Source organism: Lactiplantibacillus xiangfangensis (genome assembly GCF_001438845.1).
Taxonomy (GTDB): Bacteria; Bacillota; Bacilli; order Lactobacillales; family Lactobacillaceae; genus Lactiplantibacillus; species Lactiplantibacillus xiangfangensis.
On sequence record NZ_JQCL01000001.1, the window covers coordinates 1 to 13116 of the forward strand.

The following is a 13116-nucleotide window of genomic DNA, read 5'->3' on the forward strand; positions in this document are numbered from 1 at the left end:
AAAATGAACTGGTTTCCTCATAAAGTTCCTCATCAACAGCCGTTGACAAAGAGCCAAAAAAACCGGCAACGGAAATTACTTTCCATTGCCGGTTCGATTTAGCCATTTAAGCTTTTAAATTACGCTTTAGTAACGTTAACAGCTTGTGGGCCACGATCGCTTTCTTCAACGTCGAAGTTTACAGCTTGGCCTTCGTCAAGTGACTTGAAGCCGTCTTCTTGGATAGCTGAGAAATGTACGAATACATCGCTACCGTTTTCGCGAGTGATAAAACCAAAACCTTTATCGGCGTTAAACCATTTAACTGTTCCATGTTCCATAATAAAAAATCCTCCTAGTGCTTTTTGCACGTATAAAATAATGTAAATCATGATTCGGTGCAAATGGGGATAGTTTATTGAAACGATCTGACCAAAATTACCTAACCAAGCTACATGAGTAATTGTAGCATAATGTCCTTAAAAAAGGTACCCAATCCCCAGTATTTCCTAAAATACTTTATGTCGTGATAAATAAAACAGAATAACTAGCGCCGTCATGAAAATTTTGTTCAGGACGATGCGAATATTTCATTTTATTTTACGAACACGTTATGGGCTGCTTTATAACTAACTGGAATCTGCTGACCAGTCGCTTTAACTTCAATCGTGACGGGGCCTTCAAAGGGATCGTGCTTTACAACCGTGACTTGCTGACCAATTTGCAACGCAATGTCGTGCAAATACATCAATAAGTCATGGTTATCAATAAAGCGTTCAATCGACACTTCTGCGCCGTCTTCCGTGTCAGCCAAGCTCGTATGACTGTCTTCTTGGTAATGGCCATCTTTATCTGGAATGGCCCCACCGTGCGGACAATGCTTGGGGTTACCCAAAAAGGCTTCTAAGGAATCCACCAAACGTTCACTCGTGACGTGTTCCAAGACTTCCGCTTCCGAATGGACATCGGGTAGACCATAGTTCAACTTATCAACTAAGAAGTCTTCCCAGATTCGGTGCTTGCGGACAAGGGTCTCCGCGTACCGGATGCCCTTTTTAGTCAGCGAGATACCAGCGTAAGGCGTATGCTTAGCCAAGCCTTCCTGCACTAATTTGCCAACCATTTCCGTCACGGAACCGGCTGCGATGTCTAAGCTCAGTGCAATCTGCTTGTTGGACACCTTTTTCTTCGTACCACCAAGTTCGAAAATAATTTTTAAGTAATCTTCCTTCATGGGGGTCATGAATATACTTCACCTCAACTAAATATTTACGTCTCGACTCTTATCTTCAACGCTAATTCCACTATGTTACTACAACCAATACGAACCTACCACTAGTAGCTCAAATAAGGTCCGGCAAAATTTTGTAAATCACGACTAATCGTGTCATAATTAAATTGTAGCGCAAACCAATCAATTTGGTTACACTTACCGCAATTTATTTGGGACCGTGCTTCAATACTAAGGAGGAACCGCATCGTGAACAATGATGCTCAATTATCAATTACCCAACTTAATGAGAGTTTACAGCGTAAGGCCGTAGAAGATTTCGCTAAATTCTACATGGGACTTTTCGATGTTAACAACCTCGAACTGATGTCCAACTATGACGTGGTCAAATACATGACCGACATCAACGAACATCTGACCTATGGCCGTTACATGACCAAGAAGCAGCGACTAGCCGATAGCGTCAGCTTTTCGTTTACCGATTACCGCAGCATGATTGATCAGCTTGATCAAAAGTACTTCGAAAACGGTAATCCGGCCACTGCCTGGAATGAATGGTATGCCACTCACTTCTTACAGCTCGCTAATTCATAATTAACCACATTATATTGATCAATTGAGCCTCGGCCAACGCCGAAGCTTTTTTTGTGGTCTCATCCACCAACACAGCCGCTATACGCCCTATAACAAAGGACCCAAGCTTTCCCGCATCACTTGGGCCCCACTGGTAAGTATCATCACCGGGCGATTGAATACTACTACTAGTTTCAATTACACGTTGTTTTTATGCACGATTTCTACCCGGTTAAACCGGGTTTCTTCAGCGCTGCTTCGCGCTCTGTTGTAAATCCTCTTACAAAGTTAAACTTCAAAACACGACCAACATGACAACGGTCAATCCAGCCATAAGATCGATTGACGAGCGGGAAACTTGAATGCCCAAGTGACTGACCGACACTTACCGACTTAAATCTACCATTAATTAACCGTTTTCACAAGTTAGAAGTCGGGCACGCCCAACTTATTTCACTGGATATACCCGATAATGGGGCTTTTCATCCTTAATGAAACAATACAATTCCTGCTGGTGGTCTTCATCAAAATACCCCAATTTGATCATATGATGACCGTCGCGCTCTTCCATCCCCTGAAACGCACTCATCACAAAAATCCGCATCATTTCCATCTGCGCCCCGTGTTCATCAGCCCGCTGTGCAGCGGCAGCCAGCGTAAAGCCTTCATCCAGCATCATTTTAATGAAATGAACTCGCATCAGCGTCCCGTACGAATACCGGTGAACGACATTTTTTTCGCTTACTTCAATACTATGAATGTAAGCTTTTTGTTCCCAGTAACGAAGTTGGGTCTGCGAAACGCCCGTCATCTTGGCAAGATCACTAATGCCAACCGTAAACTGATGTTTATAAATTTGGGCTTTAAACTTCTTAAAAAAAGCTGCGTCTTGATTGTTCACATCTTTACCCCTTTTCTAATAATTTCAATATTCAGTATATATTTTTTAGCATTAATGTCAAGCTTGTTGACAAAGGTGCAAAATCCGATTATATTAGACAACGTACATTTTTAGAGAGAAGGGATCTATTTGTCAACAACTGTTGATACGCACGGCAAACCCTACAAGCGCGGTTTGCTGATTGCAATTTTACTGATTGGTACTTTTTGTACCGTTCTTAATCAAACGATTTTAACGACGGCCTTTCCAACTTTAATGAAGGCATTCGACATTACAACATCGACCGTCCAATGGTTAACGACCGGCTTCATGCTGGTCAACGGGATCATGATTCCCGTTAGTGCCTGGCTTAGTTCCCGTTTTTCCACGAAATGGCTTTACTTATCAGCCATGACGATCTTCGAAATCGGGACTGTGATTGCTTGGACCGCCCCTAGCTTTGCTTTCTTATTAGCTGGCCGGTTAATCCAAGCCGTTGGGGTCGGGGTCACCATGCCACTGCTACAAACCATTATGTTAACGATTTTCCCCGCCGATAAACGTGGCGCTGCCATGGGGACGGCCGGAATCGTTATCGGGCTTGCACCAGCGATTGGCCCAACTTTGTCCGGATGGGTCATCGATAACTTATCTTGGCGTGACTTATTTGGCCTAATCGTTCCCATCGTTGGCTTAGTCCTTATCTTAGGATTCTTCTTTATGGCTGACGTTTTGGAGACTGCTAAACCCAAATTAGATTTCTGGTCACTCGTGCTCTCCACCATTGGATTTGGGAGCCTATTATACGGGTTCTCATCCGTTGGGGATAATGGCTGGACTTCCACTATCGTGCTTTCCACCCTTATCATCGGGGTCATTTTCATTGCTCTGTTCATCTGGCGTCAATTAACAATGAAAAACCCATTTCTTGAGTTACGGGTCTTTAAACACTCTGAATTTACGATTGCGGCTATTTTGAGTTCCGTTGCTAACATGGCAATGGTTGGTGCCGAAATGGTCATTCCACTTTACTTACAAATTATTCACGGCTTTTCTGCCTTTGAATCCGGCCTCTCACTATTAGCCGGTGCCTTAATGATGGGGATTATGAGTCCGATTACTGGTCGCGCCTTTGACCGTTTTGGGGCCCGGCGCTTAGCCATCTTAGGGATGTTCCTGTTAACGGTCGGAACGCTACCATTCGTCTTTATTACGCGTGATACTGCGACGATCTACATTGTCTTCCTGTACGCCTTACGGATGTTTGGGATTGCAATGGTGATGATGCCTGCAACGACCGCCGGGATGAACGCCCTTCCCGTTGACTTAATGGGTCACGGAACCGCCGTTAACAACACGACGCGTCAAATCGCCAGCTCCATTGGGACGGCTATCTTGACCTCCGTCTTATCCAACGTCACCACCAGTGCCAAACCAGCGCACAGTCTACTCAAGAGCAACCCGCTTGGTTACAAGGATAGCTACTTTAACGCAACGTTAGGTGGTTACCACGCTGCTTTCTGGGTTGCGGTGGCCTTCTGTGTCATCGGACTCGTTGTCGCCTTCTTCATGAAGGACAAGCAACATTCCGTTAAACCAATAACTGAGGAGGTGCACGATTAATGATTTTAGTTCTCTTAGTTTTTAGTACGATTGCGCTATTCCTGTCATTTATTTACGTTCATCGCAATTCGTTACGGCTAACTTTAACCGTCATCTTTGGTCTGTTGCTTCTGACGTCGTTAGTCTTCATTTCCAAAAATGACGGCCAGCACTACGGTATGGTTCAGACGACGACAACCAAGACGACCACGTTAGCCTCCGCAGGTAGTAGCAAACAAATGGACTTATTACTCTATCAATCCGTTGGAACGGCCGACAAACACCGTGTTTACATTTACAAGAACACGGCGAGCCAAAAGAAGGTTCAGCACACTAAGGCTGATACCAAGGTTGCCAACCACGTTAAGACCACGACTGGCACACCAAAACTGGTCACCAAAACGACGCGTTGGACTTATCAAAGTAATGCTTCGAAGTTCTGGTTCGGGCTTGCCGACAACGATAGCCAACTCGTTAAACGAACCAATTACTTTTACGTCAATAAAAACTGGGTCGTTCTTAGCACGACTCAAGCTAAAGCCTTCAGTAAGCTGATGAAACAACAACAAACAACGCTTAAAGCGCGCGCTAAGGTTTACGTTCAAAATCAGGTCAAGGCCGCAATGGTCAAAAACCCGACAATGAGCCAAGCGCAAATTGCTAAGATCAGCAAGGCAGCTGCCGCGCAATACCAGGCTAACGCCATTCAAAGTATGCTTGCCACGGTCAAACAGAACCAATAATCACACCTTATTAAAAGAACCGCCCATCGTTATTGAATGGGCGGTTCTTTTAGTACCAACTAACAATCAAACAACAAAGTGAATTAATCAACTAAAGGTTTCAAATCATTAAAAACCTGATACCAACAAATTCAGTAACTTTGTTGCTTCCGGCCGTCCATGATTTCACCTGTCACGGCGACCTCCAGCTAAGGTGATTGCTCAATGAAAATTGATTTAGCTTATTTTTAACCAATCCTAGCGCAGCCGGCAGAACCAGTGGGCAGTGTCGGCCACGTTGCCTGGCGTTGTGTACCAAGCAACGTGACGGGGCGCCTTGAAAGACTTGGGCTTTAGGGCTTTCAAGCGAGGCGGAAGCCCGCACCTTGGCTGTAGCCGACCCCCACAGCCCACTGATTCTGTCCGGCGGGGCAATGCAGAATCCTGTTTTTGTCACTAACCTTCGATATGACAACGATTGTGCCTATTTTAATATCCTCAGCTTCTAGTTAACCAATCAAAAACGGTTTTTCCGGAAGTAAACCTTCCAGAAAAACCGTTTTTTGATAACGTTAAAATTAGTTGGCTGCACACTGTTCGCACAGTGGCATTAAATCCTTTAAGTCCTCGACGGAGGAGCCATTTTCTAAGAAGCAATTGACCATATCTAGCCAATATTGATCGTCCTCACTAAAAACTGCGTGAGTATCCTTGCATGGCAGTAATCCCGCTTGCGTATAAGTAACGATTTTATCAGCAGCGACCCCGCTTTGGGCTGCTAATTGTTCCAGAGTCATTTTCCCGTACCATTTGTCCTTTCAAAAAATCAATGTGCTTATGTTACGCCCGCTGGTTTTGAAATGCAAGCAACAATTTCATGACGGCTAAATTAAATTTCAATGATAACAATCTTCATTATTTTCACCAATAAGTGTAAACTATAATCTATTAACTTTTTTATTGGTCGTTTGGAGGTACGTTATGGATTCAAGTCTCACGTTTAAAAGCGGGATAAAAGACGTCATTCCCACCGTGTTCGGATACATTGGGGTTGGCCTGGCAATGGGCATCGTGGCCAATACAAGCCACCTTTCCGTACTGGCCGTCCTAATAATGTCTCTGATCGTATACGCCGGTTCCGCACAATTTATTATCATTAGTATGCTACTTGCGGGTAGCCCAGTTTCAGCCATCGTTCTCTCAACCTTTCTAATTAATTCACGCATGATTCTCATGAGTATGTCGATCGCGCAATATTTCAAAAAGGATTCATTGATGCAAAACATCGGGCTGGGTTTCTTGCTGACTGACGAGACCTTCGCGCTCAGCATGAACAAGCTCAATTTAACCCACCAACGGCTCAAACCAACCTGGTTGCACGCCGCTAACGTTGTTGCCTACCTCGTGTGGGCGGCTGCGACGGTCGTCGGTTGTTTGTTAGGAAACCTAATTACCGACCCCAACCAGTTCGGACTCGATTTTGCGGTCGTTGGCATGTTTATCGGGTTACTCTACCTCCAAATCATTACGGACCGTAGCAAGCCCCTGACGACCCAACTATTGGTCGTTTTATTCGTCGCAATTGCCATGTACTTTTTGATGCGCTTTTTCCCGGGAAATATTGCATTATTACTGGCCACCTTACTCGGCTGTAGTTTTGGAATGGTGGTGAGTCCGAAGTGAGTTCCTACATTCTAGTTACGATCCTACTCTGCGGACTGGTGACGTGGCTATCCCGCGTCGTTCCGTTTGCCGTCATTAAAAACATGGCGATCCCGCACTGGTTGATCAGCTTTCTCTCCTTCGTTCCGGTCGCCATCATGACGGCCATCTTCGTTGAAAGCCTATTAACGTACCATGCCGGACACTGGCCGGGATTCAACTTACCCAACATTTACGCGTCAATCCCAGCCATCCTAGCCGGCGTTCTCACTAAGAGTTTACTCGCCGTCGTCATTACTGGCGTCGTTGCCATGGCGCTGATGCGTTTAATTGGTTGGGCTTAACAAACAATATATAATCATAAAAGCCGGTATTTCATTTGCTGAAATACCGGCTTTTATGATTATTTTTGTATATCAAGCTAATTAATCTTGTTGATCGACCCGTTTTGAATGGTTGAAGTGCCGGTTTAAAAAGTAAAACGGCACGGCGATAACTAGACATCCCAGTCCCATGATCAACTGGAACGCGGAAGCTTTTGACAAGAGCCATAAGCTCACCACGACCGCGACAATTGGCAGTACCGGTCCAAATGGCACCCGGAAACGGCTGCCACCTGGCGTCATCTTGCGGCGCCGGAAGACTAGTACGGCTAAAATCGTCGGAATGTACTGGGCAAATCGTGAAACCACTGAAATGGCCGCCAACGTTTGAAACGTCCCTGAAATGGCCAGTGGCACGGCGATTACAAATGAAACTAACATTGCGACGGCTGGAACACCACGGCGGTTTCGATACCCAACAACCTTAGGCATAACCCCGTTATCCGCCATCGACGACCCGATTCGGGGCAGGTAGAATGACTGTGCAGTCGCAATCCCCAAGATGGAAACTAACGTACCGACCGCTACGATGGTCTTTCCGACGGGGCCAATCATTTTTTCAAGCCCAGCTTGAATCGGCGCAGGATTGCCTGCTAAGTGGGACCCTAAGACCCCAATCGACACGACTTGAATCAGAATATAAAGTAGCGCGACCACGCTGAGAACGACCACAATGGCGAGTGGAATCGTTCGCTGTGGATTATGAAATTCCTGTGCGGCAATCGCAATCGCCTCAAAACCAGTGAACGCGTAAAAAATTAAAATTGCTGCGGAACCAAATGCGCTATTGAAGTTCGTCGTCGTGACCACAAACGGCGTAAAGTGTGCGCCGTTAACAAAGAATAATCCCACGATGACAAATAAGACTAGTGGAACGAGTTTGGCAATCGTCACCACGTTATTGACTAACTTAGTTAACGACACCCCTGAAATATTGATCAAAGTCAGTGTGCCTAACAAGACAAAAATCGTGACCGCTTTCCACACCGGCTGTTGGATGACCGGAAAGATTGCACCTAACGCCGTCGCAAAGGCCGTCGACATCGTGGCCCACGCAATAATACTGATGGCCCAAACGCTGAATCCGACCTCGTAACCAACAAAGTCGCCAAACGCTGATTTAGCGTAAAGGTACGGTCCCCCGTTAGCCTTAAAATACGTCGCGTCTTCCGCGTAACATAACGCGATCGAAATAATGAGCAACATATCAAAAATAAAAACTAAAATACTTGCGGGACCAATCAGGCCTTCCGCTTGTCCGGGCAGGAGAAAAATTCCTGACCCAATAATTGAATTAATTCCTAACAAAATAACACTTAACATGCCAAACTTGGCTTTCACCGTTATCATCTCTCTCTTTTTTTACCACGATTCTATTATTAACGAATCTTCGTTAGCTGGCAAATTTAACGAACGCACTTCGCCCTACTGGAAGGGTTACTTTTGTCCTTTACCCCACAAAAACTTAATCAGGGTCCGATCAACCTGCGGATTTTCGTGCAGCTTGCTATGGCGCGCCAACTTACCGGTAAACCGTTTCTCCCGATAAGACTTGGCCCGCGGCGCCACCAAATATTTCAACGCTAATGACGACACGTTCGGCACCGTCCCGTCCGTATGTCCACCAATGTCACCATACAAGTTCAGCACAGCGACCTGATGCGCCGGTAATACTTGGCGCAGCTTAGTCATCTGCCGGTACGTGGCGTTCATTTTATTAGGACGCCCGTTTGCAGCCAGTTTTAGTCCCGCTGGTTGTTGGACGCTTTTCGGCACCCCTTTGAAGTCCAGTCCCGCAAAGTGGCCCGCAATGTTGACCTGCTTTCGCAACTTAGGTAACCGGCGATTCTGACTATTTTGTAGTGAATAGTAAATCAACGAAATGTTACCCAGTGAGTGCCCGACCATGTTGAAGGATGTGAAGTGATACTGTTTTTGCAGTGCCACAACAACATTTTTAGCCCACCGGTCGTGTTGATTAAAGTTCAATTCCCGATTATTGGCGTAATTCACTTCCACGATCGGGTTAACAGCGCCTTTTTTGATTCGGCCCACTAATTTCACCTGACCGTTCTTCGCAACCATCGCGCGGATGACCGTATTAGTCGCACCGGCCTTTTTTGCCGCATCCACCATGTGTTCTTCGGCATGGTAGCTACTGCCCCCACCGTGGAAAAATAGCGTCGGGCTATTCGTATGGACCACGTTACTAGCCACTGGTTGACGACCACAACCGCTCAGACCTACCGCTACTAATAAGAGTAGTCCGAGCCAACCTACTTTCATCTTCAAACGCATTAACGTTCCTCCTCTGATTAACTGTCCTTAACTATACAGCCTTCAAGTAAGTCGAACACAATCCTAAATTTCAAAAAAGTTGAAATCGTTAGTAGCGGTGTACGATGGAGCAACAAGTTAATAAGCCTTTCAATTAAATAGCCATAGTTGCAGCGACTGGTTGCTCGCCCTAAGATGCTATCCAAAAAGGAAGCGCGGTCTATGAAAATCCTAAAATCGTTTCTAAGTAGTTACTTTCGCGTTTTGATATTTTACATTGTCGCGATGTATTTAGTCACCGCCCCGCCAACGGGGCCCTTCACATTCAAGTGGACGCTCTTCAACATTTTACTGACCGCTTCTTACAGCCTATTTTACCCGGTGTTAATTTATCTTTTCCCGCACTTCAAGAAACCACGACTAGTATTAACTTCAGTAGGCACTAAAGCGTTGCGTCAAGGAATCCAAGACGATCGTGACAGCGGCCGCGGTTACCGCAACAGTATCAACCCAGTCGCTAGTCGTGAACGTCTGTTGATGGAAAAAGAAACCAAGGACGGCCTGATGACTTTGGAACTCTCATTTTTCATCCAAGGGGGTCTATTGTTAGTTGCCATTCCAGTTTTAGTCGGCGCCCTCTTGTTTCATTTAATAAAAAAACATACTAAAAACGGTTCAAAAAACCACCAGTCCAAAATTGAACTGGTGGTTCGTCTGTTTAATTTAAATTAGTTGGCTAGAATCTTAATACCAGCCGTTTGATTGCCAGAAGCTTTGTGCTGCGGACCATGAGCCGTAACGACTGGCCACATAGTTTTCAGCAACACGTTCTTGGTTAGCAGCAGAGTAGTCACCGTTCAAGTATGATGAACTTAATTGGTACTTTCCGATGTATTGCCCATTACGAGCAGTATATGAACCGCCGGATTCCTTGTTGGCAATCCATGCTTTAGCGGCACTGTCGCCATTATTGTTTGCTACTGGCGCAGCGGGTGCAGCCGGTGCTTGTTGTACCGTTGCAGCTGATTGTACGGGCGCAGCTGCAGATTGTGGTGCTTGGCTTTGAACAGGTGCCTGTGATGCGGCAGCTGATTGTGGTGCTTGGCTTTGAACGGGTGCTTGTGAAGCAGCAGCTGATTGTGGTGCTGCGGATTGCGCTTGTACGTTGGCAGTTGAAGTTGGCGTTACACCATTGATTTCTAATTGTTGACCAACGTAAATCAAGTTAACGTTCTTTAACGCGTTAGCTTTTTCGATGGCAGAAATCGTCGTGTTATGAGTTTCAGCAAGGGCACTTACCGTGTCGCCAGCTTTAACCGTGATGGTGTCGGCATTTGCAGCGGTTGCCCCTAAAACTAGCAAACTAGCTGCGGCGGCAGTTGATAATAATAAACTCTTGATCTTCATAATATAAATTCTTCACTCCTGTGATTTTGTATTTAGTAATCTGTAGCACTGCACCCCGTGGGTTGCAGTACTTAACAACACGAGTTAGTATACCGACCGAATGTAACAGGCCAATAGCAACCGGATTACTATTTGGGCCAATTTCTGTAATATATCGGGGATTTCGTAATATTTTGTAACATTAAGCCCGGAATTGGTTGGGTATGTTAGTTTAAGTTAACCTATTCAATCTGCATTCTTTCCCATGAAACCGCTCTAAATTGGCGCCCGTAGCTTTATCTTATGCCCTAAAGCAAGTATAATGATGGAAGCATATTTAGTTTTCGTTAGCCTCAATGTTTAATTGAATTAACACAATTTAATTCGGTAAGAAACCATTACAATTCTCTAAACCACTTTACTTAAAGATTGTAATTAGGTAAATTGACAGCGGACCACTAAGTATTCTATAAGATAAGTATTTTAACCATTCAAACTTTAAAGATTGAGAGATGAACATACATGTGCGGTTTTGCTGGTTGCTTAACTGATCGGACGAAGACGGATAACGCCGCTTACGATCAGACCATCCACGAAATGACGAAAATGATTGTCCATCGGGGACCCGATGACGATGGTTACTTTGCCGACGACAACATTACCATGGGGTTTCGGCGTTTAAGTATCATTGACTTGGCCGGTGGACATCAACCATTGTCTTACGATAATGAACGTTACTGGATGACATTTAATGGGGAAATTTATAACTACGTTGAATTGCGCGCGCAATTAAAACAAGAAGGTTATGAATTCAAGACCAACTCCGACTCTGAGGTTATTCTTGGCATGTATGCCAAATACAAGGAAAACGCCACGAAGTATCTCCGTGGGATGTTTGCCTTTGTTATTTGGGATAAACAGGAAAAGACCCTGTTTGCGGCTCGGGACCAATTCGGAATCAAGCCGTTTTACTACGCCGTCTCTGGTGACGACTTCTACTACGCTTCTGAAAGCAAGAGTATCTACAAGATCTTAAAGGATAAAACGTTTGATAAGAACGCCTTGCAAGATTACATGACCTTCCAGTTCGTGCCAGAACCAGAAACACTGACTAAACAAATTAAAATGCTCGAACCGGGCTGCTCACTAACTAAGAAGTTAGGGTCAGCACCACGGATTGAACGCTACTATCACCGTGAATTTCATCCCGTTAAACGTTCCGAGGACGAATACGCCCAAAAGATCAAGGACGCTTTGATTGATTCCGTTAAGATTCACATGCGTTCCGACGTCCCAGTTGGTTCCTTCCTATCTGGTGGGATCGATTCCTCGATCATCGTGGCCATTGCTAAAAACTTTAACCCGAATCTTCAAACCATCTCCGTCGGCTTTGAACGCGAAGGCTACAGCGAATTAGACGTCGCCCAAGAAACCGCTGAAAAGCTCGGCGTGGAAAACTTCAGTATGACGATTACGCCAGAAGCCTTCATGAAGGCCTTCCCGCACTTCGTTTGGAGTATGGATGATCCGTTAGCTGACCCGGCCGCTGTGCCGCAGTACTTCTTAGCTAAAGAAGCTGTTAAGCACGTTAAGGTTGCTTTGACCGGTGAAGGCGCCGATGAATTATTCGGTGGTTATACGATTTACCACGAACCCGAATCATTGAAACCATTCCGTTACACGAAACCAATCAACGGTGCGCTGAAACGGATTGCCACGATGATGCCAGAAGGAATGCGCGGTCGCTCATTCTTAATGCGCGGGACCACGCCATTGGAAAACCGCTACGTTGGTAACGCCTTTATCTTTGGTGAACAGGAAAAACAATTGTTCATGAAAGACTACAATCGCAACCATCCTTTCCAGTCAATTACGCACCCATTCTACGACGAATCAGTGGATTACGATCCAATTAGCCGGATGCAATTTATCGATATGCATACTTGGCTTAACGGTGACTTGTTGCACAACGCTGACCGGACAACGATGGCGCACAGCTTGGAATTACGGACACCATTTGTGGACCGTGAAGTCTACAACCTGGCCGCTGAAATTCCAGCTGATTTACGGATCAGCCACGGCACAACTAAGTACATTTTACGAAAAGCCGTTGAGGACATTGTTCCCGCCCACGTCTTGCACCGTAAGAAGTTAGGCTTCCCAGTGCCAATTCGTTTCTGGCTTAAAGATGAAATGTACGATTGGGCTAAGCAAATTATTAACGACTCACAAACGGACCAGTACTTTGATAAATCTTACTTCTTGAAGTTATTAGACGATCACAAAGCTGGTCTTCGCGATAACTCCCGGAAGCTCTGGACCGTTTTGACGTTCATGATGTGGCACAAGATTTACGTTGAAAGTGACCACTTAATGGATAGTCCTGAAGCCAACGCCTTAGCATCAAAAGTCGAGGAGTAA

Annotated in this window: 14 protein-coding genes; 7 read left to right on the forward strand and 7 right to left on the reverse strand. The window is 45.3% G+C overall.

All coding sequences use genetic code 11. The annotated features are described in order from the left end of the window. Positions 1–119: 119 nt before the first annotated feature. On the reverse strand, positions 120–320 hold the full coding sequence (locus IV64_RS00005) for a cold-shock protein (protein WP_003641227.1): 201 nt from the start codon (positions 318–320) through the stop codon (positions 120–122). A gap of 254 nt (positions 321–574) precedes the next feature. Continuing rightward, on the reverse strand, positions 575–1222 hold the full coding sequence (locus tag IV64_RS00010) for a metal-dependent transcriptional regulator (RefSeq protein WP_057705115.1): 648 nt from the start codon (positions 1220–1222) through the stop codon (positions 575–577). Positions 1223–1459: 237 nt separating this feature from the next. Between IV64_RS00010 and IV64_RS00015 the strand changes: the two genes are divergently transcribed. Next, a complete protein-coding gene (locus IV64_RS00015; protein ID WP_057705116.1) occupies positions 1460–1804 on the forward strand; it encodes a hypothetical protein in 345 nt (114 codons plus the stop codon). A 427-nt stretch (positions 1805–2231) separates the two neighbouring features. Here the strand turns inward: IV64_RS00015 and IV64_RS00020 are convergent, their stop codons facing one another. After that, a complete protein-coding gene (locus tag IV64_RS00020; protein ID WP_057705117.1) occupies positions 2232–2684 on the reverse strand; it encodes a MerR family transcriptional regulator in 453 nt (150 codons plus the stop codon). Between the two features lie 129 nt (positions 2685–2813). Here IV64_RS00020 and IV64_RS00025 point away from each other — a divergent pair, with 129 nt between their 5' ends. Beyond that, the gene (locus tag IV64_RS00025) at positions 2814–4286 is read left to right on the forward strand and encodes an MDR family MFS transporter (RefSeq protein ID WP_057705118.1); all 1473 of its coding nucleotides are present in this window, start codon (positions 2814–2816) and stop codon (positions 4284–4286) included. Beyond that, on the forward strand, positions 4286–5008 hold the full coding sequence (locus IV64_RS00030) for a DUF4811 domain-containing protein (protein WP_057705119.1): 723 nt from the start codon (positions 4286–4288) through the stop codon (positions 5006–5008). Before IV64_RS00025 ends, IV64_RS00030 begins: the two co-directional genes overlap by 1 nt. Before the next feature lie 557 nt (positions 5009–5565). Here IV64_RS00030 and IV64_RS00035 read toward each other — a convergent pair. Beyond that, positions 5566–5784: a helix-turn-helix domain-containing protein gene (locus IV64_RS00035; protein WP_057705120.1), complete on the reverse strand. Its 219-nt coding sequence runs from the start codon at positions 5782–5784 to the stop codon at positions 5566–5568. Between the two features lie 184 nt (positions 5785–5968). Between IV64_RS00035 and IV64_RS00040 the strand changes: the two genes are divergently transcribed. Together IV64_RS00040 and IV64_RS00045 are read left to right on the forward strand one after the other, a co-directional pair. Beyond that, positions 5969–6670: an AzlC family ABC transporter permease gene (locus IV64_RS00040; protein WP_057705121.1), complete on the forward strand. Its 702-nt coding sequence runs from the start codon at positions 5969–5971 to the stop codon at positions 6668–6670. Next, the gene (locus IV64_RS00045) at positions 6667–6993 is read left to right on the forward strand and encodes an AzlD domain-containing protein (RefSeq protein WP_057705122.1); all 327 of its coding nucleotides are present in this window, start codon (positions 6667–6669) and stop codon (positions 6991–6993) included. The genes IV64_RS00040 and IV64_RS00045 overlap by 4 nt, the downstream gene beginning before the upstream one ends. 81 nt (positions 6994–7074) lie before the next feature. Here the strand turns inward: IV64_RS00045 and IV64_RS00050 are convergent, their stop codons facing one another. Together IV64_RS00050 and IV64_RS00055 are read right to left on the reverse strand one after the other, a co-directional pair. Further along, complete coding sequence (locus tag IV64_RS00050; RefSeq protein WP_057705123.1) at positions 7075–8382, reverse strand: APC family permease; 1308 nt, start codon at positions 8380–8382, stop codon at positions 7075–7077. Between the two features lie 87 nt (positions 8383–8469). Next, a complete protein-coding gene (locus IV64_RS00055) occupies positions 8470–9330 on the reverse strand; it encodes an alpha/beta hydrolase (RefSeq protein ID WP_083491512.1) in 861 nt (286 codons plus the stop codon). Positions 9331–9531: 201 nt separating this feature from the next. Between IV64_RS00055 and IV64_RS00060 the strand changes: the two genes are divergently transcribed. Next, positions 9532–10041: a hypothetical protein gene (locus IV64_RS00060; RefSeq protein ID WP_057705124.1), complete on the forward strand. Its 510-nt coding sequence runs from the start codon at positions 9532–9534 to the stop codon at positions 10039–10041. Between the two features lie 12 nt (positions 10042–10053). Here IV64_RS00060 and apf read toward each other — a convergent pair whose 3' ends face one another. Continuing rightward, positions 10054–10716: an aggregation-promoting factor gene (gene apf, locus IV64_RS00065; RefSeq protein ID WP_057705125.1), complete on the reverse strand. Its 663-nt coding sequence runs from the start codon at positions 10714–10716 to the stop codon at positions 10054–10056. 501 nt (positions 10717–11217) lie between these two features. Here apf and asnB point away from each other — a divergent pair. After that, positions 11218–13116, forward strand: coding sequence for an asparagine synthase (glutamine-hydrolyzing) (gene asnB, locus IV64_RS00070; protein WP_057705126.1), 1899 nt, complete (start codon positions 11218–11220; stop codon positions 13114–13116).